This window comes from Gammaproteobacteria bacterium, assembly GCA_015709615.1.
GTDB lineage: Bacteria > Pseudomonadota > Gammaproteobacteria > Burkholderiales > Nitrosomonadaceae > Nitrosomonas.
This window is the reverse complement of the sequence record CP054179.1, coordinates 2,146,307-2,172,613: the sequence shown is the minus strand read 5'-3', so window position 1 is coordinate 2,172,613 and position 26,307 is coordinate 2,146,307. Positions and strand designations below refer to the sequence as shown.

The following is a 26,307-nucleotide window of genomic DNA, read 5'->3' as shown; positions in this document are numbered from 1 at the left end:
AATATGTTTGGCTTCTTCGAACGCCTGATCGACCCGTATCCGCCGGAGCACCCGGTTGAACCGCCCAAGGGGCTGTATCAATTTTGCCGCCATTACATTCGCGGCATCGAGCGTTATCTTGCCATACTGGCGCTGCTGACCACGCTGTTGGCCATCAGCGAAGCGATGCTCTACAGCTTGGTCGGGCAAATGGTCGATTGGCTGGCGGAGCAAAAAACCGAACACTTCTTTGAGAGCGAATGGCCGACACTGCTGGGCATGTCGGTTTTCATTCTGTTCTGGATTCCCTTGCTGGTGCTGATGCACGCGATGGTGATCAACCAGATGCTGATGGGCAACTTCCCGATGCGGGTACGCTGGTTGTCGCACCGTTATCTGCTCAACCAAAGCTATGCGTTTTTTCAGTATGAATTCAGCGGACGGATCGCCACCAAAGTCATGCAAACCGCGCTGGCGGTGCGTGAAACAGTATTGAAGCTGCTCGACGTCATTTTGTTCGTCATCATTTATCTGACTACTACCCTGCTGCTGGTGCTCAACGCCGACCCTTATCTCTGTTTACCGCTACTGGTGTGGCTGATTTTTTACATTGGTATCCTGCGGTACTTCGTGCCGCGCTTAAAACGCATTTCCACGCTGCAAGCCGATGCGCGCGCCTTGATGACTGGCCGCATCGTCGACAGTTACACCAATATCCTGACGCTGAAATTGTTTTCCCGCAGTCAGCGGGAATCGGCTTACGCCCAAGCCGGCATGCAGGAATTCATGGCCACGGTCTATCCGCAAATGCGTCTGGCAACCGGTTTGAATTTCAGCGTCTGGACCATCAACATGCTGATGGTGTTCGCAACCGGCGCATTGGGGCTTGCGCTATGGCTGCAAGGCAATATCGGCCCCGGCGCGATCGCCATCGTCATGAGCCTGGCGATCCGCATGACCGGCATGTCGCATTGGATCATGTGGGAAGTCAATATGTTATTCGAAAATATGGGCACCGTGCAGGACGGCATCAACACCATTTCCAGCCCGCAACTCGTTACCGATGTTCCCGATGCCAAAGAACTGGTCGTGCAGCGAGGCGCGATTCACTTCAGTCACGTCGTTTTCTCCTACCACCCGGAACAACACGAGTCGCTGCGCATTTTTTCCGATCTCAATCTGCATATCGCCGCCGGTGAGAAAGTCGGCATCGTCGGCCGCTCGGGCGCGGGCAAATCGACTTTCGTCAACCTGTTGTTACGCTTTTACGACATTCAGCACGGCAGCATCACCATCGACGGGCAAGATATCCATAGGGTCACGCAAGACAGCCTGCGCGCCAATATCGCCATGGTGACGCAAGACACTTCATTGCTGCATCGCTCGGTGCGCGACAACATTCTGTTCGGCCGGCCGGATGCCACCGACGATCAAATGATCGCGGCCGCCAAACAAGCGCAAGCGCATGAATTCATCTTGGCGTTGCGCGACATCAAAGGCCGCACCGGTTATGATGCGCATGTCGGCGAGCGCGGTGTCACGCTCTCCGGCGGCCAGCGGCAACGCATCGCCATCGCGCGCGTGCTGCTCAAGAATGCGCCTATCTTGGTACTGGATGAAGCCACCTCGGCGCTGGATTCCGAAGTCGAAGCGGGCATTCAGCAAAGCCTGTATCAATTGATGCAAGGCAAAACGGTCATTGCCATCGCGCATCGCTTATCCACCATCGCGGCGATGGACCGGCTCATCGTATTCGATAAAGGCAAGATCGTCGAGCAGGGCAGCCACGCAAAACTCATCGCTAACAACCAGCTCTACGCGCAATTGTGGAACCATCAATCGGGCGGATTTCTGGGGTTACTGGATAATCCGTAAATCCGCTGCAACCGGCCATTTAACCGGCGTCATCCCTCCCGGAAAGACAAGCAGGCCTTAGCCGCAATCGGCGGCCCAGATTCTAAGGAAACGCTGATTAATTCGGCGAACGAGATGAAGCGATAAGCGCACGGAACGCAGCGACCGAGACATATCAACAAGATAGGCGAGGGAGTGAGTACCGCGCAACGAAGCGATTCGCTCGTGCAGTCAATTAATCAGCGTTTCCCTAAAGTTCAATTAAGATAGGAAAAATCCTACTTCTCGGCGCTTTGATCTTTTATCTTGCATGTTTAAATCGCAAAATTTAAGAAGCAAATTTGCCAATCGTGTCTGCACTACAAAGAAAATCACTCCCCGCTGCGGGAACTCTGAAAAAGGTAGCGAGCGACAGCCAGGCAAAGCGAAATCGGGTGCAAAAGCGCAGTTTACGAACAGGCAATGCGTATTCGGAACCTGATTGCCTTGTCGCATGGTCTGGCGCAGCCATTTTTACAGGCTTACTAAAGAGTTTTCCCGTAAGAAAAAACCTATGGTGTTGTTTGTTTTGCATGCAATCGCTGCTGGTTTTTGCCGCAGCGGATCTGGAACAGATGAGCTTAGAGCAACTGATGAATATCAACGTTGTCGGTGCATCAAAATATGAGCAGAAACAGCAGCAAGTAGCGGCTGCCGTCAGCGTCATTACGCGCAAGGACATCCGAACCTATGGCTGGCGCACGCTGAATCAAGCTTTAGCCAGCCTGCCGGGCATTCACCCCACCTACGATTATCAATACGAATACCTGGGAACGCGCGGTTTTGGATTGCCGGGGGATTTCAATACGCGCGTGCTGATCACTATCAACGGCAACCGCATCAACGATGCCACCTACGATCAAGGGCCGACTGGACGGGATTTTCCGCTCGACATCGATCTGATCGAGCGCATCGAATTTATCCCCGGCCCCGGCAGCGCGGTGTACGGCCAGAACGCCATGCTCGGCGTGGTCAATATCGTGACCCGCAAAGGCGCTGACATAAACGGCGCCGAGCTATCGGCGTCGTACCAGACGGCGGAAACCATGCCGCAAGAGCGTGTCACGCTGGGCAAGCAATTCGCCAACGGTACCGATGCGTTACTTTCCTTCTCTGGCTTACAGTCGCGCGGCGCCGATCATTTCCTTGAATTCGGCGATTCCGGTATTGCCGGTATCGCACACCGCATGGACGGTGAAAACGTCAAACAAATGTTCGCGCGCGCTTCGCACGGTCCGCTGTCGTTCGATTTCATCTACGGCAACCGGCGCAAGGATGATCCTACCGGCATGTTCTTCTCCGATCCGCTGGTAACCGGCCAGTTTCAGCGAGACCGCCGGTTGAATACACAAATTCAGTACAACGATTATTTTCTCAATGACACCCTCAATGTCATGGGACGGCTGTTTCTTGGTCAATACCGTTACGATAATCCGATGATATACGGCGGAGAAAAAACCCTTTCCACCGGCCCGAGTGACTGGCACGGCGCCGAATTGCGTTTGCTGTCGACTGCCCTAACCGATCACAAATTGATGTTGGGATTTGAGTATCAGAACAACACCAGCATCACGCAAACCTTCCAGAATTTCGCTAATCCCGATGAAAATGCGCGTGTCAAAAGCTCCGTGATGCGGCTGGGCGTATACCTGCAGGACGAATGGCGCATCACCGATACGCTGTCCGCCACCGTCGGTTTGCGTTATGACCACAACCACTGGATCGGCAGCCGTTTGAGTCCGCGCGGCGCATTGATCTGGCAAGCCACGCCCAAAACCACATTCAAGGCGCTCTACGGCCGCGCGCACCGTTCACCGAATTCGTACGAACGCGATTACACCGATGGCGTGGCGCAGATTGCCAACCCGGGATTACGCAGCGAATATATCGACACCGCCGAGCTGGTCGCGGATTATCTGGCGCAACCGACTTTGAACTTGCGCGCCAGCGTCTATGCCTGGGATATGTATAACCTGATCGCGCTCGGCGTCGATCCGCTGAGCGGGCTTTCCCAATATCAGCAAACATCGAAAAAAATACTGGCTCGGGGAGCGGAATTATCGCTGGATAAAACCTGGGATTGGGGCGCGCGGTTACGCGGCAGTTTCGGTATCCAAAATGCCGATCAGCATCACGACCATTTGCCCAATTCACCTTACTATCTCGGCAAACTGAACGCTTCCATGCCGATTCCATTGATTACCGGTTTGCGCGCCGGTTATGAGTTGCAATACTACGGCAAGCGCAAAACCCTGGATGGCTCCAACACCGACGATTCCGTCATTTCCAATCTCAATTTGGTCACCAACATTCCGCAAGTAAAAGAATTGGAAGCTTCACTCAGTATTTATAATCTGTTCGACGAACATTATCTGCATCCGGCCGCAGATACCAACTGGCAGAATACGTTCCTGCAACCTGGCCGTACCGTACGGTTCAGACTGGATTACCGTTTCTAAGCGCGTACTGCTATGATGATCTTGGCAAAGAATTTTCACCCGCTCGCACAATGCATGGCCAAAACTACAGCCATGCTTGGCCGCGTGCCAGGAATGCAGGGTTAGGAATGCCGGAGGCTGTCATTCACGGCAGGAATCGATCAATATTGCGCCATTTTGCGATTCGATTACTGTGTTGCGTTTCATTACTGATCCCTGCACCCTTGATACAAGCGGAACAACCGTCCGAATACCGACTGAAAGTCGCTTTCCTTTATAATTTCATTGCTTACACGGAGTGGCCGGAGCAGCATAGCGTTAATCTGAATTTTTGCATTTACGGCGACGATCCATTTGGTGAACATTTGCAACATTTACGCGGCAAAAAAACCAACGAGCGGGAAATCGTGATCCGGCACATAAAAAATATCGAAGATCTCACCGCTTGCCAGGTTGTTTTTATTTCCCGTTCCGTGGTTCACAATTTGCATGCCATCCTCAATCAATTGAACGATAAGCCGATACTAACCGTCAGTGATAGCCCGAATGCCAGCCAGCAGGGTGTCGTAATCAATATGTCTATCAAAGAAGGTAAGGTAGCCTTTGAAGCCAATATCGCCAGCGCCAAAAGAAATGGCTTAAAACTCAGCTCTCAATTACTACGTTTCGCCAGTGAGGTATATCAATAATGAAGAGTTCATCGTCGCCCGCCGTGACATTGCGCGCCAAATTGCAGCAAATCAGCTTTGCCACTCAGGGCACGGCGATGCTGCTGGTTGCCACTTTGGTCATTCTGAGCAGCTTCTTCATCAGTTTTTATTCTTTATTAAAAACCAGTCAATCAACCGCGAAACTGCTGGCTGAAAATGCCGTGGCGACCCTGATGTTTCAGGACACGAATACGGCTAAAACGCTGTTACATTCGCTGAACAATACCCGCGAAGTCCGAGCCGCGGCTATTTACACGGAAGAAAAAAAACAATTCGTGCAATATTCGGTAGAAGATAAATTACTCCCCGAAACCGTGCCGTCCCTGAGCGAAAGCTATACGACGAATATCGATTCGCTAACGATTACCCAGCCCATTTACTTCAATGATCAACTGCTGGGGAGTCTCTATCTGGAAATAACCTTATCGCCGCTTTACTGGCAGATATTGGGTTATGTCGTCATCACCCTCGCCGCTGCCGTGATCGCCTTATTTATCGCCAATCTGATGTTGCAGCGGCTGAACCGTTCCGTGCTTGATCCACTCAACGATCTCTCCACGGTCATGGAGCATGTCACAAGTAAGGCGGATTATACGAACCGGTTAAAGCGGGGTGCCATTGCCGAGTTGAATACCCTGTCAAAGGGATTCAATAGCATGCTGGAGATGATTCAAGAACGTGATGTAAAACTGGCGAACCATCTCGACCATCTTGAAGACGAAGTCACCAAAAGAACCGCAGAACTGGTGCTCGCCAAGGAGTCGGCTGAAGCCGCAAGTAAAGCCAAGAGTGAATTTCTGGCCACGATGAGTCACGAGATCCGCACCCCGATGAACGGTATTCTGGGTATGACCGAATTACTGCTGGACACGCACTTGGACAAGGATCAACGCCGTTTTGCGGAAACCGTGCAGAGTTCCGGCCAGCACCTTCTGGGTATCATCAATGACATTCTTGATTTTTCCAAGATCGAATCAGATCACATGGAGCTAGAGGTTATCGATTTCGACTTGGTCAAGATGATCGAAGATACATTGGTCATGTTCGCGCAGCCTGCCGATAAAAAAGGGCTGGAACTGGCGGCGCAATTTTCCCCTCCCAATATCGCTTTCATGGTGCGCGGCGATTCTTTCCGGTTGCGTCAAGTCATTGCAAATCTGCTTAATAATGCCATTAAATTCACCGCGGAAGGCGAAGTCGTGATTCGCACAAAACTGACCGATGAATCCGAAACTATGGCCGGTATCAGCATCTGCGTGGAAGATACCGGCATCGGTATCCCAGCGGAACATCACGAAAAGATTTTTCAGCATTTTTCTCAGGCGGACGGCTCAACGACCCGCCAATACGGCGGCACCGGACTTGGACTTACCATTTGCAAACGATTGCTGGAATTGATGGGAGGCAGCATTCATGTCGACAGCTCGCCGGGACAAGGCTCTAAATTCTGGGTTCACCTGCAGCTGGAAAAATCGAAACTGGAATACAGCCATTCTCCCTATATGGCCGATTTGGCAGGCATCCGGGTATTAATTGTCGACGACAATCAAACAAACCGGGAAATTCTTAAAATTCAATTGCAGAATCAGAAAATTAATGTTGTGTGCGCCAATGGCGCCGAGCAGGCGCTCATGTTCATGACGCAATCCCTGAATGACAATCAGCCCTTTCACTTGGCTATACTCGACATGCATATGCCGAAAATGAACGGATTGGAGCTGGCGGATAAAATCCACGCGCATCCCGGCATGCGCAAAACCCGCATGATGATGCTGACTTCAACGCATGGCGATGCCAGTCAACTGGAAAGGCAAAGTATCGGTATTCTGCGGTGCGTCAACAAACCCATCCGGCAAAGAGAACTTTTTGAAATTATCCATGAAGTCATGGAACGCAACCTTGCCGATACCGACATAGAACCGGCGCATACAGAAGGCCTGCCGTCTTTGTCCACAACCGTCATCAACGGTAAAATTCTGGTAGCCGAAGACAATCCGGTCAATCAGGAGGTGGCCAAAGCAATGCTGGCCCGGCTCGGCATGGAAACGACCATCGCGAACGACGGCAAGCACGCCATAGAACTCGTTTATAACAATCCGTACGATATCATCTTAATGGATTGTCAAATGCCGGTGATGGACGGTTTCGAAGCGACATCGCAAATCCGCAAGCAATTTGGCGATATTCCGATCATCGCGCTGACCGCGAATGCAACCGAAGAGGATCGCAATCATTGCTTAGGCGCCGGCATGAATGACTTCCTGTCGAAACCGTACTCGATTGAACAATTACAACAAAAAATCATGGATTGGTTATCGAAAGAAAAACGTAGCCAGCTGAATGCGGTAAAATCAGAAGCCATTGGAATAAAACACGAAACTATCGCTATGCCCGCACTGAATCCGTCACGACTTAATCAGATCCGCGAACTTGACACATCCGGCGGCGATGGTTTGCTGCATAAGATCCTGCAAGCTTTTCTCGAATCGGCTGAAACGAATGTACATCAGCTTGAGCAGGCCATCATCAATAGCGATGCCGATGGCCTGCGTCAAACGGCTCATGCATTAAAATCCAGTTCCGGAAATATCGGAGCCGAAAACCTATCCGCTATTTTCAAACAACTGGAAGCGGATGGACGATCGGGAGAATTCGCCCATGCTAAATCCCTGCAAGCTGACATGCAGCAGCAGTATCAAAGTGTAATCGCCGAGATTGGAAAAATACTCAACCCATCGTGACAACAGAATCTTTTAGAATTTTACTGGCTGATGACGACGCAACGGTCAGACTACTCATGCAAGCCGCTTTGGAAAAAGCAGGCTTCGATGTGATGGTGGCGTGCGATGGCAATGAAGCCGTCCGCCTGTTTGAAAATGCGCCCGCAGATATGGTCATGTTGGATGTTGAAATGCCCGGCATGGACGGTTACCAGGTTTGCTCGTACTTGCGAAAAAAAATCGGCGACGAGTTGCCCATCATGATGGTAACCGGCATGGATGATATGCAGTCGATCAACCATGCCTTCGAAGCCGGCGCAACCGACTTTATCGCCAAACCCATTAACTGGAATTTGATCGCTTACCGCATCTTGTATTTACGGCGCGGTTATTTGAACATGCTTGCGCTTAAAGTGGCCAACGCACGCAGCAAAGCGATTTTTAGCGCCATCCCGGATACGATGTTTATTCTGAACGATAAAGGCATGGTGATCGATATTTGCAGCCACCCGGATAACACCCCCTGGCTGACCACCGGTGCGGAGAACACCTTAAGCCGGAGTTTGCCGGAAGAAATCGTCAACCTTTATCAGGGCGCCGCCGATCGGGCACGCAGTCAAGGCACGGTGGAACTTTTCGAGTACCCGCTCAAACTGGCCGGTGAAAAAACCCGATACTACGAAAACCGCATTGTAGTGATCGATCCGCAGGAAACACTGTGTTTGGTTCGCGATATTACGGAACGCAAAGACTCCGAAAGCAAGATTTTTCACCTCGCTTATTTCGATAATCTGACCGGGTTGCCTAATCGTCAGTCTTTTATGGAACGTCTGGAAGGTGAAATCAAGCGCGCCAGATATACCGGCAACAAACTAGCGGTGCTTTTTCTGGATCTGGATGGATTCAAAAGCATCAACGACACTATGGGACACAATACCGGAGATATCGTTCTGCAATGGGCGGCTGAACGGTTGCAAAGCAGCACACGTCCTTCCGATTTTGTATCGCGCAACAATGCGGGCCAGTCGGAGGTTAAACTGGCTCGTCTTGGCGGTGACGAATTCACCGTCGTCATTCCTAATCTCTCCCGCACGGAAGATGCGCTGATTCTGGCGCACCGGATCCGCGAAGCCATGCGCCGTCCTTTTCATCTCGAAAGCCGCGATGTCGTTCTAACCGCAAGTATCGGCATCGCCCTCTACCCGGATGATGGCGCGGATGCGGAAACCTTACTCAAACATGCGGATACGGCCATGTATCACGCTAAAAACGAAGGCCGGGATAATTGCCAGTTCTATAACATCGACCTGACATCTCAAGCCGAGAAGCGCATGCACTTGGAAAATGATTTGCGCAATGCCTTGCAGCAAAATGAATTTTACCTCGTCTATCAGCCGCAGCTGGATGTCATCAAAGAAAGTTTTCTATCGGCGGAAGCGCTTATCCGCTGGCAGCATCCCAAACAAGGACTGATTGCCCCCGCCGATTTTATCCCGCTGGCGGAAGAAAACGGTTTAATCATCCCGATTGGCGAATGGGTGCTGCGCACGGCCTGCACCGAAGCCGCGCAGTGGCACCAGAACGGCCAACCCTTGCAGGTTGCCGTCAACCTTTCACCGTTGCAAATCAAAAACCCCTGCTTTGTTCAAAATGTGCTCGACATTCTGGATGAAACCGGTTTTCCACCCGATAAGCTGGTGCTGGAAATTACCGAAGGCGCCTTGATGGAGCATAGCGAAAATACGTTAGCCACACTGCTGGCACTGCGTGAACATCGCATTCAAATCGCACTGGATGATTTCGGCACAGGTTATTCGTCGATGAATTATCTAAAACGATTGCCCATCAATCACATCAAAGTGGATCAGAGCTTCGTGCGCGGCCTGCAGGACAATAAAGAAAATCTCGCGATTGTCCGCGCCATTATTTCCTTAGCGAAAAATCTGGGTTTCTCGGTTACCGCCGAAGGCATCGAATCATTGAATCAAGCCCAGATTCTGAAATATTTCGGCTGTGAAACCTTGCAGGGCTACTACTTCAGCGAACCGATCACGATGCCAGAAATGCTCGCGCTCACCGACAAGCAATGGTCCATCCAGGCGCTCAAGCCTCAGGGAGTCAATCATGAAAGTAGCTGACCTCAACCAGTTAAACATCACCACCGCGTTGCCAAGCCCCAAAGGCGTGGCGCTCGCACTGCTGGAAGCCTGCCGGCAGGAAGATGTCACCATCGCCGAAATCACCAAACTGATCCAGACCGACCCGGCGCTCTCAGGCCGCCTGATTCAACGCGCCAACGCCGCCAAACAAAACAGCCGCGCCGTTTCATCGATTTCCGACGCAGTTTCCCGTGTCGGTCTGACGGCCGTCAAGCAACTGGCCATGGGGTTCTCGTTGATCGATCAATATCAGCACGGCTCAAGCCCGGGATTCGACTACCAGCAGTTCTGGTCGCATTCACTGTTGATGGCGATCGCCATGCAGGAGCTGGGCAAAGTAACGCGGATAGGCGCTCCCGATGAGCTGTTTGCGTGTGGGTTGATGATGCGGATCGGTTGCTTGGCATTAGCCTCAATTTACCCGGAAAAGTATTCCGAGCTGCTGCAAAAACAATCGCCGGACATTACGCTGGATCAATTGGAACAACAGTATTTGCAGACCGATCATAACGAATTGACGGCCGCCATGCTAATCAACTTCGGCTTCCCTACTATTTTCGTTGAATCCATCTACTTTCACGAAACTCCGGAGGAATCCGGTTTTTCCGAAGGTTCGCGCCCTTATCAGATTGTGCACCTGCTGTATTTGGCAAAACAAATCGCCGATTTTGCTTTAACCGAGGAACGCGAGCGCAATCAGCATATCTCCCAGTTGATTTTGCTGGGCGGGAAAATTGGCTTGGATACCGAAACATTCGGCACTTTTATCGACCAAATCGTACAAGAATGGCATGCCTGGGGAAAAATACTCAAGATTCCGGTCATGGATTTCCCTCATCCATTCCAAAAAATGATGAATGCCGCCGCGCCGCGTCCGGAAAATGCAGCGAATGCCGCTTCGCTGCGCATCCTGTTGGTGGAAGACGATCCGTCGAGCCTGATTCTGACCAAGGAATTACTCTCCAACGTGCTCGGTCACACCGTGTTCACCACCAGCGACGGTCAGCAAGCCTTGGCGCTGGCTATGGAAGTTTTACCGCATATCGTCATCACCGACTGGATGATGCCGATCATGAACGGGCTTGAGTTAACCAAATCCCTGCGTACCACCGAGTGGGGACAAAATTTATATGTCATCATGCTGACTAGCATAGAAGATGAAGAAGAGGTCATCAAAGCGTTCGATGCCGGCGTGGATGATTACATCACCAAACCGATCAATATACGCGCCTTCCGCGCCCGCTTGCGGGCAGCCTGGCATTACCGGCAATTACAGGAATCCTGGGAACGGGACCGCGAGCAACTCAAGCGATTTGCCGCAGAACTGGCGGTCACCAATCGCAAGCTGGAATATTACGCGTTGACCGACATGCTGACGGAATTGCCCAATCGCCGCTCCGGCATGGAAACATTGGCGGAAACCTGGAGTGTCGCCAACCGGTCGGGGCAGTTGATGGCGGTAATGCTCCTCGACATCGACCATTTCAAGACGATCAACGATACCTACGGCCATGCGATCGGCGATAAAGTACTGAAGGAATTATCCGCAACCATCCGCAGAACCGCGCGTAAAGGCGATACTTTTTGCCGCATGGGGGGAGAGGAATTTCTGATCGTCTGCCAACTTGGAAATTCGGACGCCAAATCGGTCATCCTCTTTGCCGAAAGACTCCGTCAGCAAATCAGCCAGCAACAAATCAATATCGGCGAGAACCATATCCAAATCACCATCAGCATCGGTGTGGCGTTAAAAGAGCCCGGCATGAAAAGCGAGGATCATCTGGTCAATGCGGCTGACAAAGCGCTTTATGCCGCCAAAAATGCCGGAAGAAACCGCGCCTTTCTGACATTTAAAAACAGACTGCTGGCTGCATCGGCGATCATCGACAAACCGCCGATTAAAACGTAACTTGGCAGCTTTTCCCAATTTTTGAAAAACCAAGCGAAATTTGCTGTAATCAACGCTTCAAAGAATTATCTGACAAGTTATCATGCCGGTTTCTGACAAAAACACTGTCTGCTCATAACGGTAAACCCGGTATAACAGCGCTCACTGGAAATTAACCACTCGTGATCTTGATGTGTAATCCGGTAATATCATTCAAACTAAAATTGTCGATTTTCATTGTTTTCTGCTGTCTCGCCAATATAGTATCGGCGGAGAGCAAAGCAGTGTTGGGGAAAAAGCCGGTTGAGAATCAGTTCCTCGATCTGAGCATCGAAGAATTGATGAAAGTCGAGGTTACCTCGGCATCGCGCCATTCGCAAAAACTGTCAGAAGTTCCCTCCGCCATTTTCGTCATCACCCAGGACGACATCCGCCGCTCGGGCGCAACCAGCATACCGGAAGCCTTGCGCATGGCGCCCGGTGTCGAGGTTGCCCGCATCGGCACGGATAAATGGGCCATCAGCATACGCGGCTTCAACGGCCGTTTTGCCGACAAACTGCAAGTCATGATGGACGGCCGCAGTGTCTACAACCCGCTGTTCGCCGGCTTGCAATGGGAACAGCAGGACACGCTGATGGAAGACATCGAACGCATCGAAGTCATCCGCGGCCCTAATGCGGCGGTATGGGGCGCCAACGCGGTCAACGGCGTGATCAATATCATCACCAAAAAAGCAGCCGACACACAAGGTACGCTCATTTCCGGCGGCGGCGGCAGCTTTGAACAAGGCTTTGCCGGTGCGCGCTACGGCGCAAAAATCAATGAAGACACCCCATTCCGCATCTATGCCAAAGGATTCACCCGAAGTCACACACATTCCTTGACAGGAGAAAACATCAACGATCAGTGGCACTCCGCCCGCGGCGGATTCCGCCTCGATCATCATCGCGGTATCGATCAGTTTACCGTGCAGGGCGATATCTTCTTCAATTCGTATGGCGATCGGCTCGATAAATCGCAGTTAAGTGCGCCCATCATTCAAACCAATGCAGCCCGGGGACATAATGAAGGCGGCAATATCCGCTTGCGCTGGGATCGCACGCTATCGGAAAAGTCCGCCATCATGCTGCAAACCTATTATGACCGGGTTGATTATCGTTTATTAACCAGTTCGATTTTCAGCGCCGAGAGCTTCGACATCGACTTTCAGCATCGCTTTCCATTGTTTGACAGACACGATATCACATGGGGAGCGAATTACCGGCTTTACCATAACAAGGTGTCCGATACCGAATTAGTCACATTCAGTCCGCGTGTGCAAACCAATCACATGGCTAGCGCATTCATTCGCAACGAAATTACGTTGCTGCCCGAACGTTTGCGGCTCAATTTAGGTTCGCGTTTCGACCACAACGATTTCACCGGCATGGAAATCCAGCCCAACGCCCGCTTGATGTGGACGCCGGATAACCAAAACTCGATCTGGATGGCAGTTTCACGCGCGGTACGCATCCCTTCCCGGGCGGAAAACGATATTCTGCTCAATACCCGGACGCTCAACGCTCTTCCCGGTTTCTCGATATTGCCGCCGTTTCCGGTGCTAGCGCAATTGGCCGGTTCGTCTAACTTCAATTCCGAGAAATTAATCGCTTACGAAATGGGATACCGCCATCAGTTCTCACCGCAAGCATCCGTCGATATTGCAGGGTTCTATAACGATTACAGCCAATTGCGCGATCTTTCCGTCGGCTTCCCGTCATTCCACACGAGCTTCCCGCCGCACCTGATACTACCGATCGGATTGACCAACAAAGCTTCCGGTCAGACTTACGGCGTGGAAGCATCGGTCGAGTGGAGACCTAACGACAAATGGCGCCTGCAAGGCAATTACAGCTTTCTCAACATGCAAATTCACTCCGGTTCGGTGCTGAAACAAATCGATCCGACAACCGGCAGTGCGGACAAAGTCAGCCCGCACCATCAAGTTTCGGTTCGCTCCAATTACGACTTCTCGGAAAAACTACAACTCAATCTTTGGTTGCGTTATGTCAGCGGCGTGGATTTTTACCGCATTCCTGGCTACGTTACCATGGACGCCAAGCTGGTACATAGACCGGTAAAAAATGTCGAATTGTTTGTTGTCGGCCAGAACTTGTTCAGCCAGAATCACCGGGAATTCGTCTCCGATTTCCTCCCTTCATTACCGGTCGCAATACCGCGCGGCGTGTATGCCGGAGCGGAATGGCGCTTTTAAACATGAGAAACACTTTGCTCACACCGGACCCAATGATGCGGATGCGTTCCCTGCAAAGTATCTGGAAGCGAAGTTTGTTGCAGTTATTTATTCTGGAACTGTCAGCTTTAATCCTGCTGGCGGGATATTTTGCAAATCCGGCAATCGCACAAAATAAGCCCGCCGATAGCGAGCTTCTGAGCTTAAGCATCGAAGAGCTAATGAACGTCAAGGTAACCACGGTTTCCAGAAATCCGCAGAAACTGACTCAAGTTGCCTCCGCTGTTTTTGTCATCACCCAGGACGACATCCGCCGCTCCGGCGCCACGAGCATTCCGGATGCCTTAAGAATGGCGCCCGGCGTACAAGTAGAGCGTATCGATACGAATAAATGGGCAGTCAGTGTGCGCGGTTTTAACGGCCGCTTCGCCAATAAATTGCAAGTCCTGATGGATGGACGCAGCGTTTATTCACCCTTATTCTCAGGCACATTGTGGGAGCATCAGGATACGCTGATGGAAGATATCGAGCGTATCGAAGTGATCCGTGGACCCGCCGCTGCGGTATGGGGAGCGAATGCGGTGAATGGTGTAATTAACATCATCACCAAGAAAGCCGCCGATACTCAGGGAGTACTACTCAGCGCGGGGGGTGGAAGTTTCGAGCACGGTTTCGCCGGCGCTCGTTATGGCGGGAAAATCAATGAAGACACGCCTTTTCGCGTCTATGCCAAAGGCTTCACCCGAGACAATACCGCGTCGTTATCCGGAGAGAACAATCGCGACCAATGGCATTCGGCTCGAGGAGGATTCCGCGTAGACCATAGCCGCGGGATCGATCAGCTCACCCTGCAAGGCGATGTTTTCTTTAATTCCAATGGCGATAAAATCAATCAAGCAGTACTCGATTTGCCAACCCTTCCGGTCAACGGTTACCGTGGCTATGAGGAAGGGGGAAATATCCGTTTTCGCTGGGACAGGATAATCTCAGATCGTTCTTCCATCATGTTTCAAACGTACTATGACCGTGTCCGCCAAAAAATATTACCGGTTGTTGATTATGACGCTGAAAGCTTTGATGCTGATTTTCAGCATCGTTTTCCCTTGTTCGACCGGCATGATTTAACTTGGGGTGCCAACTACCGGCTTTATCATAATACGTTCTTCGATACTGACGTCATTACTTTCCATCCGCGCACTCGAACTAATCAGCTCTTCAGCGGTTTTATTCGCGACGAAATCACGCTGATACCCGATTACTTACGGTTTTCAATCGGTACTCGTTTGGATCACAATGATTTTACTGGATTGGAAATACAGCCCAATGCACGTCTCATATGGACTCCCGATGCCGAGAATTCGGTTTGGATGGCAGTTTCACGTGCCGTTCGCACGCCTTCCCGCGCTGAAAACGACATCCGCCTCAATGCAGCGCAAATACGTGATTTTCCGGGACTGTCTTTGTTACCTTTCCCGGTATTGTCGGTAATCCAGGGCTCACACAGCTTTAATTCCGAAAAGCTCATCGCTTACGAATTAGGCTATCGTCATCAATTCTCTCCGCGCGCATCCGTCGATATCGCCGGATTTGTTAATGATTATAGCCAGCTGCGCGATGCCAGTTTTGGCGCATTGTCGCTGAGTACAGGGGTACCTACTCAATTCTTGTTGCCGATCATGGGCAATAATCAAGCATCGGCATTAACTTATGGATTTGAGATTTCCGCTGATTGGAAGCCTACGGACAAATGGCGCTTGCAAGGCAACTACAGTTTTTTGCACATGGATATTTCCGCCAATTCACTGACAAAAAGGTTTGATCCCGTCACCAGCGGCGCCGACAAAGTAAATCCACAACATCAGTTGTCACTCCGTTCAAACTACGATTTATCGGATAAATTGGAAGCCAATTTCTGGTTGCGCTATACCAGCGATATCTCTTACTACAACATCCCCGGCTACGTCACGATGGATGCCAAAATGACGTATAAACCGGCCAAAAACCTCGAGCTGTTCGTTGTCGGACAAAATCTGTTCAACCAGAATCACCGGGAGTTCGTAGCTGATTTCCTGCCCTCGTCACTAGCCGTCATTCCACGAGGGGTTTATGCAGGGGCGCAATGGCGCTTTTGGTGAGAATATGAGTCTGCATATACTTCATCGACTCAGCAAATTGCCGGATGGCTTCGTGATACGAAGCATCCGCACCGGGCTATTGGCCATCCTGCTCGGCTATGGCCTGCCTGTAACTTACGCACAGGCAAAAGCGGACAGCATCTTGGAGTATCAAGTGAAGGCCGCTTTTATCTATAACTTCATCGCGTTCACACAATGGCCCGGAAATGCTGAACCGGCGTTCAATCTGTGTCTTTATGGCGAGGATTATTTCAGGCAAGAAATAGATAAATTACAAAATAAATCGATTGGCCCGCATCCAATCAAAGTTTTGCGCGTCAGCGATAGCAATCAATTGCCGCAATGCCAAGCGATCTTTTTCTCCAAATCTGTCAATAACACCATGACGGATATTATCAGCAGCCTGGAAGGCTATCCGATTTTGACGCTCGCCGACACCCCGAATGCAATTTCGCAAGGAATTACCATCAACATGAGTTTAGTGAACGAAAAAATCGTATTCGAAATTAATCTGAAAAACGCCAGAAAATCCGGTCTGAACATCAGTTCCAAGTTGCTGCAACTAGCGACCAAGGTCCATCAATAAAACTTCTCGGGCTTACCCATTTTCATCGGCCAAGTTCAATCTTCCTGCAACAGAATTTAAAAAAAAAGGAATTTATTGGTTCAACTCAGAACATTACATCTCCAAGCCGTCAATTATCATAATAAAGTAAGCTATATTATTCATTTTACTAACCTATGACACCTGCGGATGATTTGACTGCCTTCCTTAACAAAATTTGTTCAGCCAGTATCGTCGCGAATCACAATCTGTTTTTATTCCCTCCTTGGCCACCTATGTGCAAAGGAGTGTTTATGCCGGTGTTGAATGGCGCTACTGATACAAAATAAGATGAAGCTTATTAAGTACTTCACATCCCTGTCGGCCATGATAACGTGGATAAAGCCGCTTGCACTGGGAATGGCTTTTGCATGGCTATGGCTGCTAATAACCCCTGGCGGTTTGGCGGTTGCGCAAAACAAACCGGTTGACGATCAATTTCTCAGCCTGAGTATTGAAGAATTGATGAACGTCAAGGTAACCACCGTTTCCAGAAACCCGCAGAAACTGAACCAGGTCGCATCCGCAGTTTTTGTCATCACCCAGGACGACATCCGCCGTTCCGGTGCCACCAGCATTCCCGATGCATTGCGCATGGCGCCCGGGATGCAAGTGGAACGCGTCGGCACGGACAAATGGGCCATCAGCGTGCGCGGCTTTGACGGACTCTACTCCAACAAGCTGCAAGTGCTGATGGACGGGCGCAGCGTTTATCTGCCGATCTTCTCCGGCGTGTTGTGGGAACAGCAGGACACGTTGATGGAAGATATCGAGCGTATCGAAGTCATTCGCGGCCCGGCCGCATCGGTGTGGGGTGCCAACGCCGTCAACGGCGTCATCAATATCATCACTAAGAGAGCAGCGGATACGCAGGGCGCGCTGTTCTCCGCCGGCGGCGGCACCTTCGAGCATGGCTTCGCAGGGGCGCGTTACGGCGGCAAGCTCAACGAAGATACGCCGTTCCGTGTGTATGCCAAAGGATTTACCCGCGGGCAAACGCACGCGTTATCCGGCGAGCATGCCAACGACCAATGGCACTCGGCCAGAGGCGGATTCCGTTTCGATCATAACCGCGGCATCGATCAATTTACCCTGCAAGGCGATTATTTCTCCAACTTCGACGGCAGCACGCTCGATAAAAGCGCCCTCAATCTATCAACGAATCCGCTCGGCCAAATGCGCGGACATAACGAAGGCGGAAATATCCGCTTCCGTTGGGACCGGAATTTCTCCGAGCACTCCGCTTTCATGTTGCAGGCATACTACGATCGCACTCAGTCGCAATTATTGCCGGTAGGAAAATTCAATGCCGAAAGCTTCGATATCGATATGCAATACCGGTTCCCGTTGGCCGATCGTCATAAGGTGACTGTGGGGGCCAATTACCGGCTGTATCACAATAAGGTTTTCGATACCAGTCTGTTGACACTCACGCCGCGCGAACAAACGAATCATTTAGGCGCCACCTTCATCCGCGACGACATCACACTGATACCGGACCGCTTGATGTTCACGGTGGGCAGCCGGTTCGAGCACAACGACTTCAGCGGATGGGAAATTCAACCCAGCGCGCGCCTGATGTGGACGCCCAATCCGGAGAACTCGCTGTGGATGGCGGTTTCGCGCGCGGTCAGAACACCGTCGCGCGCTGAAAACGATGCCATTATCAATATAACGCCGCAAGTGCAAAGCGCTTTCGGATCATCGCTCGCCAGGCTGCCGATCACAGCGCTGTTAAACGGCAGCCACCATTACAACTCGGAAAAACTCATCGCTTATGAGTTAGGCTACCGCCATCAATTTTCGCCCCAGGCATCCATCGACCTGGCAGGCTTTGTAAACGATTACAGCCAAATGCGCGATTCAAGCGCTGGCGCATTTTCGTTCAATCCGTTATTGCCCGGGCAGCTGCTATTGCCTTTGACGATCAATAACCAAGGTTCCGCGCTCACGTACGGCTTTGAAGCATCGGCGGATTGGAAGCCACGGAAAAACTGGCGACTGCAAGGCAATTACAGTTTCATACATATCGACTTTTTCTCCAATAATTTACTGGCAAAATCAGATCCGTCCGGAGGAGGGGCAGAAAAAACGGCACCGCAACATCAGGTATCGGTGCGCTCAAACTACGATTTTTCGGAAAGATTGCAACTCAATCTATGGCTGCGCTATCGCAGCGATATCGGGTTTTACAATATCCCGGGCTATGTCACGATGGATGCCAAACTGGTCTACAGACCGGCAAAAAATATCGAACTGTTCGTCGCCGGTCAGAATTTGTTCAGCCAGCATCATCGGGAATTCGTCTCCGAGTTTATTCCGATCGTGCCCGTGACCATTCCGCGAGGCGTTTACGCAGGAGCGCAGTGGCGCTTTTGGTGAGCCTATGATCCTGCATACACTTCGTCGACTAATTGAATTACCGGCTACCTTGATAACCCGGAGCGTTTGCACCGGGCTGCTGGCTTTGGTGCTGGGCTATGGTTTGCCGGTTGCTCATACACCGGCACAGGCAAACAATACGCTGGAATACAAAGTCAAAGCCGCTTTTATCTATAACTTCATTGCCTTCACGCAATGGCCCGAGGGCATCGCGGATCACACGATCAATCTCTGCCTTTACGGCGAGGATTATTTCGGGAAGGAAATCGACAAGCTGCAAGAAAAATCGGTCGGCGCGCGCTCGATCAAGGTATTGCGCGTGCAGGACGCCGGTCAACTCAAGCAATGCCAGGCGGTTTTCTTCTCCCGGTCGGCCGGTGACACCCTACCCGCCATTCTGAGCAGTTTATCCGCCTCGCCGGTGCTGACGCTGGCGGACAATCCCAATGCCATGACACAAGGCATCGCGATCAATATGAACTTGGTCAACGATAAAATCGTGTTCGAGATCAATCTGGGCATTGCCCGCAAGAATGGTTTGGACATCAGCTCCAAGTTACTGCAACTGGCAACCAAAGTTCATCAATAAAACCATGCTGCGAATACCGTTTCGCCGCCCCGGGCGGGTAGCGCATGATTTCACTTGGATCTTTGTCCTCTGAAATTTAATAGCGTAGAAAAACAGTTCAAATCAGGAAATTGAACTTCCCGGCCGCGGCTTATCATGACGAGGAATAGTGTACGCTCCGAATCAATCACGCTTATAAAATCCGGATTATTGCAATGGTGTGTTCCGCTACGGCTTTACCCGCCCGGTTTATACCAGCGACAAACCTTGCAACAAAAATCGTTGCAACGGCTTGATCGATCCGGGCCGCTCCCGCCGCCCCTGGTTGTAATTCGTCACCCCCCGCGCACCTTTAATAGCACTAGTAATACATGAGGCAAAATGAAAATTTCTGGATATTTCACTTGGTTATTCTTCAGAATACGACTTGTTAAGCTGATTGGATTAAGAGCTTTTGCCGTGAAGCTCTTGGTAATCGCCGTGCTGACCGATTTAACCGGCATGGCCGCGGCGCAAGGCAACTCCGCCACCGGCAATCAACTGCTCGGTTTGAGCCTGGAAGAACTGATGGATATCAAAGTCACCACCGTATCGCGGCGTCCGCAAAAACTGAGCGAGGTTGCATCCGCGGTTTTCGTGATTACGCAGGACGATATCCGCCGTTCCGGTGTCACCAATATACCGGATGCATTGAGAATGGCGCCCGGCGTGCAAGTGGATCGCCTCGGCACGGACAAATGGGCGGTCAGCATCCGCGGTTTTACCGGCCGTTTCGCCAATAAGCTGCAAGTGTTGATCGACGGCCGCAGTGTTTACAATCCGATATTCTCCGGCACGCTGTGGGAACAGCAGGACACGTTGATGGAGGACATCGAACGGATCGAGGTAATCCGCGGCCCTGCCGCCACGGTATGGGGAATCAATGCCGTCAACGGCGTCATCAACATCATCACCAAGAAAGCGGCGGATACCCAAGGGACTTTGCTGACCGCCGGCGGAGGCAGTTTCGAGCAAGGCTTCGTGAGCGCACGCTACGGCGGCAAGATGAATGAAGATACCCCCTTCCGGGTGTACGCCAAGGGCTTCGCCCGGCATCATACCGACGCCCCGTCGGGTGCCAGCAATCGTGATCAGTGGCAGTCCGGCCGGGGCGGATTCCGTATCGATCATCACCGTGGCAACGATCAGTTCACGCTGCAAGGCGACATTTTCGCCAACGCTATCGGCGACACTTACGATAAATCCGTCATTAGCTTGCAATCATCCCCCACCAACAATGTCCGGGGACAGAATGAGGGCGGCAATATCCGTTTCCGCTGGGATCGCACACTGTCCGAACAATCGTCGATTCTGTTGCAAACCTATTACGATCGCGTGCGTTATCAGATGTCGCCCCTTTTCAGCTTCGATACGGAAAGCTTCGATGTCGACGCGCAGCATCGCTTCTCGTTGTGGGACCGGCACGATATCACCTGGGGCGGCAATTACCGGCTATATCACAGTAAAGTATTCGAAAATGGTTTCATAAAGCTGACACCGCAAGATCGCACAAACCATGTTTACAGCGGATTTATCCGCGATGATATAACCCTCATCCCCAACCGTTTGTATTTCAATCTGGGAACGCGGCTCGATCATAACGATTTCACCGGCCTGGAAATTCAACCGAGCGCCCGTCTGGCATGGACGCCGGATACGGAAAACACGCTCTGGCTATCGGTTTCCCGCGCAGTCCGCACCCCCGCCCGGGCGGAGAACGATGCCACACTCGACTTCTTGCAGTTCGGCAATGCTCCCGGATTGCCGCCGTTACCCTTTCCGCTCAAGGCGGTATTTCAAGGCTCCCATTCATTCCAATCGGAAAAGCTGCTGGCTTACGAAGCGGGTTACCGGCACCGTTTCTCGCCGCAAGCATCCGTCGACATTTCCGGTTTCGTGAATGACTACAGCGAATTGAGAGACTTCAGCCTGGGTGGATTCACGCTCAACACCGGATTACCGCGGCAGATTATCACCTCGGTGTTGACCGATAACAGTGCTGCGGCGCTAACCTACGGCTTCGAATTGTCAGGCGATTGGAAGCCAACGCAGAATTGGCGTTTGCAAGGTAACTACAGTTTTATCGACATGCGGATTTCATCCAACCCGTTGACGAAGGATTTCGATCCCAGTGTAAGCGGAGCGGACAAAGTAACGCCGCAACACCGGATTTCACTGCGCTCCAACTACGATTTATCGGACAAACTGGACATCAATCTCTGGTTGCGCTACATCAGCAACATTGCCTATTACAATCTGCCCGGCTATGTCACCGCGGACGCAAAAGTATCGTACAGACCGGCCAAGAACATCGAGTTATACGTCGTGGGACAAAATTTGTTCAGCCGGAACCATCAGGAACTGGCGCCCGATTTTATTCCTTCCATCCCAGCCGTAATTCCACGCGGCGTCTATGGCGGCATTCAGATCCGCTTCTAAGCCGATGCCATCGCCTTTGATCGATCGATCATCCGGAAAAATGCTGCCGCGAAGCCTCGCGCGCTTGTTGCTGGTATTCCTTCTGGGCTACGGCTTAGTCATGCCGCAGCGTAGCGCTTTGGCGCAACCGGCGCTGGAATATCAAGTCAAGGCCGCTTTCATTTACAACTTCCTGGCCTTCACGCATTGGCCCGGGAATGGTGCTCAGGTCATCAATCTCTGCTTGTACGGCGAGGATCATTTCGGCCAGGAAATCGACAAGCTGCAAAATAAATCGGTCGGCGCACGCCCGATCAAGGTTCTGCGCAGCAACGATCCCGAGCAATTGAAACAGTGCCAGGCTGTTTTCTTCTCGCAACCGGTCAACGATAATCTGACCGGCATTATGCGCAGCTTATCCGGCAAACCGATACTGACATTGACGGATCATGCGAACGCCATTTCAAAAGGCGCCATCATCAATATGAATCTGATCGACGAAAAAATCGTATTTGAAATCAATTTAGGAAGCGCGCGTAAATCAGGATTGGACATCAGCTCAAAACTGCTGCAACTCGCGGTAAAAGTACATCAATAGAAACGATTCAAAAGAAATAGCCGGTTTTCCGCCGTTATATCCCGTTTCAGACGTAATTCATAAAATATACAATGTGGGTCATCTTTTTCGCTTATGCCGGAAAAGTCCATACAATCGAATACTCGTTCATCCCAATCCATTTAGCGGAGATCTCAATCATGAAACGGTTCATCCTATCGGCTTGTGCAATTATTCTAATCGCTCACTTGAAGCTCGCCTTTGCCACCCCGGCCAGCGACACGGACAAGTTACTCAATTGGGCCGAGAAAAATTTCCCGCAATACTTTTCGAGCCACCAAGCCACGCAAAACATCGAGCCCTGGCTCTTCCGTTACTATCCGGAAACTAACATTTATGCGGGTGTCAACAAAAGCGACCAGGATGTTTATGTGCTTGGCGGACCTTGGGGAAACAATCCGACGCGGATCGATTCCCTCGTCAATCTGATCAATCAAGTCGACAATTCCGGCAGCAACGGCGGGATCGCCGCTTGCGACACAAGCGAAGCGATCAGCGGTGTGTTTTATAGCCAAAGCGGCAATGTCGTGACGGTAACGAGCAATGGTCAATGCGTGCTCGCACCCGATCTGTCCAAGACCAATCTCTGCCAGACACCTCCGCAAACGGCGGCAAGCGGTATTTCCGTGCTCGGCAGCAACACCGTCACCTCATCCAATATCACAGGCTTGGAAGTTCCGGGGTTTAGTCTGCTCAGTCTTGTTGACGCTGCCGCAAACGTTAAGCATTGCACCAAGAATGCGCCCGCCGCGACAGCCAACTTGGTGGTCAATTCCGATCTTTGTCTCGACATTACCGCGCCGATCACCGAAACGTTGTCAGGTCTAGCCATTCCAGGAATTGCGCTGAATCCGCCAGTGAAATATTTCACAACCGGAACGTATACCAGCAAAAATGTGGATGATTGTTTTGCTACCGACGCCGCCACCATCAGCGATGCGTTTACGGGCGAAGTTTGGGTCAATCAGGGCGGCAATTTCGTTAAGGTGAAATAACCGTTACGGATCGCGGATCGGCTTTCAGCGGATAGCGAAAGCATCCGCGCGGGTTATCGCAAAGCGGTGAGTTCGTTCAGTGCAGCAGTCAAACGAATAAAACGCGGCTCGCCGGGCGACAACTCATTGGCTGTCTGTAGACTATGGCGGGCCTCGTCGATCAGTTCGGAGGTTGCGCCATTTTTTTGCATATAGGTAATGATCACATGAGCCAGATTGAGCAGCACGCGAATATTTGCCGGCATTACCGCATACGCATCGCGCATGGCGCTGAGAGCTTCTTCATATTGCCCCTTACTGATCAGCAATACCCCGCGGTTCATAATTAGCATGGCTTCTTGGCGCGAAGTTTCGATCAACCGGCTGCCTTCTTCGCCCATGCCGGCTTGGTCGAATATTTCCGCAACATCGCGCAGTAAAGCAGCGCTTTCGGGATTGTTTTTGATTTCCCTCTGCAATAGTTGAATGGCTTTTTCTTTATCACCGGTAATCATGAGCAAACGAGCAATTTCCAGAGCACCTTCGCTATCGGGATGCACGTTGCTGTCCCCGATGGATTGACCGATTTCACCGGCAATCTGTTTGGCCTTTTCGCTATTGCCGCTTTGCTGATGAATCATTCCCTCAACCGCTAATGCTTTCACGCGCACTTCGTCCGTCGCAAAGTTCTTTTTGAGCTGCCCCAGCACTTTCAGCGCTTGTTCGGAATTTTTATTGGCACTGCATGCTTTGGCTAACCCGAGATAAGCATCTGCTGTCCGCAGCGCGGAATTCTCTCCGAGCGACACACTCTTGCGGAAAGCACGTTCGGCATCCTCCATCTTGCCCAATTTCATCGAAACCTGTCCGAGATTTTTCTGCCGTATGACCGAGTTTGGCGATAATTTTACTGCGCGCTCCAGAACATTTCCCGCTCCTGCAAGATCGCCCATGACTTGCAAGGTTTGCGCCAGCAGATCTTGCACCTCAAGATAAGCCGGATTCGCTTCCGCCGTTTCTTCCAGCAAACATTTGGCCGCGTCCAAATCATTCTTCTTCAGTAATATTTTGGCTAACGCCGCTTTGGCCCAGGGAAAATCGCGCTCAGCCAGAATTCCCTCCAATACCTGTTTGGCGCGGTCATATTCACCGGTCACCAGCAACAAGTCACATTTAGTCCGCAGCAAGTCGGCTGCATGCGCTTTATCGCAAGCCAAGCGCTGATCGCATAAACTCATCGCTTTTGCATAGTCCTGCTGCTTCATGGCCTTGTGAATTTCCGCAAAAGCCTCCTTTTTTGCCCAGGTCTTCGCCAGACGGGAACGCAAGCTTGCTTCCGTGACCGGTTTCAGCAAATACGCATCCGGCTGATATTCCGCGGCGCCGGTAACCGCTTCCGTGGTTTTTTCCGCGGTGATCATGATCCATAAACAAGCAGGTCCGATCAGCGATTGATGTTTGGCTTCTTCAAGTACTTGCTGGCCGTTTTTTCCATTCCCCAAAATGAGATCGCACAGCACAATGTCAAACGCTACCTTTTTTAACCAAGCTATGGCTTCATTACCATTTGTCGCCATATGAATCTTCTTGACCTCGGCACCGCAACTGCTGAGAATGTCGCGAAAAATACTGCGCATTTCCATGTAATTGTCGACGATCAATACATTTTTCCCTGAAAAATTCAACTCAGCGGCAGGCGTTGAGGTATCGAGCGGGTTAATATTCATGATTGCAAAAACCGGAATGAATGACCGTTACGGAAGATGTAATACGAAACAGGCGCCTTGCAGTGAGCCGCCGTTTTCCAGGTGGAGCTCACCGCGTGAACCGTGATTGCGGTGCATATGCGCCACCATAGCCGAGAAATAAAGTCCCAGACCTGTGCTGCCACCGTGGAAATTCACGCTTTGCATGACGTTGCCATTGCCTTCCAGCAGTTCAACCGGATAACCATCACCATCATCCTCGACACGCAACGTCAATTTACCTTCGCATTCGGAGGCACTGATCACGATGTGATGATGCGCGTGGCGCACGGCGTTATTTAAAGCATTGCCGATCACGCCGCTGATCAGATCTTCATCAAAATACCAGTACAGATCGGGATGGACATGGACTTCCAGGTGTATCCCGTGAAATTTAAGCAACTGTGCATATTGCGCAACGGTCGTGCGCAAAAAATCATCCAAGCAAATGGATTGCGGATCAAAGGGATATATTTTTTGACCCAGCTTATAGAGCGTCAGCAATTGAATCAGGCGATTATTGATCCGCTTCGCTTCATGATTCATCTGCACCAGTTCGGCGTGCGTGGAAAGGTGCACCGCCTCGGCCGAAGTCAGTACTTTGTCCAGGCCGCAAATGAGCATGCTGACTGAGTTCTTCATGTCGTGCACAGAAGAAACCAGAAAGTTTGCCATATTGAATACAACCGGGATGTTGGTCGCATTGGTCTGCTGCTTATTCGATACCCCTAGCATGTGATTCCCCGCATAGCGTGCATTTTCCATTCGTTATCAATGGGCAATCTAACGGCAAATCACTTTCAAC

General features: G+C 51.2%; 17 protein-coding genes. 14 read left to right on the top strand and 3 right to left on the bottom strand.

Annotated features, from left to right (window positions below):
• Positions 1-3 precede the first annotated feature (3 nt).
• Positions 4-1,854 carry an ABC transporter ATP-binding protein gene (locus HRU77_10435; protein QOJ21073.1) on the top strand — a complete coding sequence of 617 codons (1,851 nt, stop codon included), beginning with the start codon at positions 4-6 and terminating at the stop codon, positions 1,852-1,854.
• Positions 1,855-2,161: 307 nt separating this feature from the next.
• Here the strand turns inward: HRU77_10435 and HRU77_10430 are convergent, their stop codons facing one another.
• Complete coding sequence (locus HRU77_10430; GenBank protein ID QOJ21072.1) at positions 2,162-2,407, bottom strand: hypothetical protein; 246 nt, start codon at positions 2,405-2,407, stop codon at positions 2,162-2,164.
• Here HRU77_10430 and HRU77_10425 point away from each other — a divergent pair.
• From HRU77_10425 to HRU77_10365, 13 genes are all read left to right on the top strand, one after another.
• Entirely contained in the window at positions 2,406-4,331 is a 1,926-nt protein-coding gene (locus HRU77_10425) for a TonB-dependent receptor (protein ID QOJ21071.1), read from the top strand. The two genes, HRU77_10430 and HRU77_10425, sit on opposite strands and share 2 nt — an antisense overlap.
• Before the next feature lie 107 nt (positions 4,332-4,438).
• Positions 4,439-4,999, top strand: coding sequence for a YfiR family protein (locus HRU77_10420; protein ID QOJ21070.1), 561 nt, complete (start codon positions 4,439-4,441; stop codon positions 4,997-4,999).
• Positions 4,999-7,761, top strand: a complete 2,763-nt coding sequence (locus HRU77_10415) for a response regulator (GenBank protein ID QOJ21069.1) — start codon at positions 4,999-5,001, stop codon at positions 7,759-7,761. The genes HRU77_10420 and HRU77_10415 overlap by 1 nt, the downstream gene beginning before the upstream one ends.
• On the top strand, positions 7,758-9,878 hold the full coding sequence (locus HRU77_10410; protein QOJ21068.1) for an EAL domain-containing protein: 2,121 nt from the start codon (positions 7,758-7,760) through the stop codon (positions 9,876-9,878). Before HRU77_10415 ends, HRU77_10410 begins: the two co-directional genes overlap by 4 nt.
• Positions 9,865-11,808: a diguanylate cyclase gene (locus tag HRU77_10405; protein ID QOJ21067.1), complete on the top strand. Its 1,944-nt coding sequence runs from the start codon at positions 9,865-9,867 to the stop codon at positions 11,806-11,808. The genes HRU77_10410 and HRU77_10405 overlap by 14 nt, the downstream gene beginning before the upstream one ends.
• A 170-nt stretch (positions 11,809-11,978) precedes the next feature.
• A complete protein-coding gene (locus HRU77_10400) occupies positions 11,979-14,042 on the top strand; it encodes a TonB-dependent receptor (protein QOJ21066.1) in 2,064 nt (687 codons plus the stop codon).
• A gap of 35 nt (positions 14,043-14,077) precedes the next feature.
• Positions 14,078-16,156, top strand: a complete 2,079-nt coding sequence (locus HRU77_10395) for a TonB-dependent receptor (GenBank protein QOJ22135.1) — start codon at positions 14,078-14,080, stop codon at positions 16,154-16,156.
• Positions 16,128-16,742, top strand: coding sequence for a YfiR family protein (locus tag HRU77_10390; protein ID QOJ21065.1), 615 nt, complete (start codon positions 16,128-16,130; stop codon positions 16,740-16,742). The genes HRU77_10395 and HRU77_10390 overlap by 29 nt, the downstream gene beginning before the upstream one ends.
• 285 nt (positions 16,743-17,027) lie before the next feature.
• A complete protein-coding gene (locus HRU77_10385; GenBank protein ID QOJ21064.1) occupies positions 17,028-19,142 on the top strand; it encodes a TonB-dependent receptor in 2,115 nt (704 codons plus the stop codon).
• A gap of 4 nt (positions 19,143-19,146) precedes the next feature.
• A complete protein-coding gene (locus tag HRU77_10380; GenBank protein ID QOJ21063.1) occupies positions 19,147-19,731 on the top strand; it encodes a YfiR family protein in 585 nt (194 codons plus the stop codon).
• Positions 19,732-20,091: 360 nt separating this feature from the next.
• Positions 20,092-22,188, top strand: a complete 2,097-nt coding sequence (locus HRU77_10375; protein QOJ21062.1) for a TonB-dependent receptor — start codon at positions 20,092-20,094, stop codon at positions 22,186-22,188.
• A 4-nt stretch (positions 22,189-22,192) separates the two neighbouring features.
• On the top strand, positions 22,193-22,765 hold the full coding sequence (locus HRU77_10370) for a YfiR family protein (GenBank protein QOJ22134.1): 573 nt from the start codon (positions 22,193-22,195) through the stop codon (positions 22,763-22,765).
• A gap of 158 nt (positions 22,766-22,923) precedes the next feature.
• Complete coding sequence (locus tag HRU77_10365) at positions 22,924-23,778, top strand: hypothetical protein (protein ID QOJ21061.1); 855 nt, start codon at positions 22,924-22,926, stop codon at positions 23,776-23,778.
• 53 nt (positions 23,779-23,831) lie between these two features.
• Here HRU77_10365 and HRU77_10360 read toward each other — a convergent pair whose 3' ends face one another.
• Complete coding sequence (locus HRU77_10360) at positions 23,832-25,484, bottom strand: tetratricopeptide repeat protein (GenBank protein QOJ21060.1); 1,653 nt, start codon at positions 25,482-25,484, stop codon at positions 23,832-23,834.
• Positions 25,485-25,511: 27 nt separating this feature from the next.
• Positions 25,512-26,237 (bottom strand): HAMP domain-containing histidine kinase, encoded by a 726-nt coding sequence (locus HRU77_10355; protein ID QOJ22133.1) that lies wholly within the window; start codon positions 26,235-26,237, stop codon positions 25,512-25,514.
• Between the last annotated feature and the right edge of the window lie 70 nt (positions 26,238-26,307).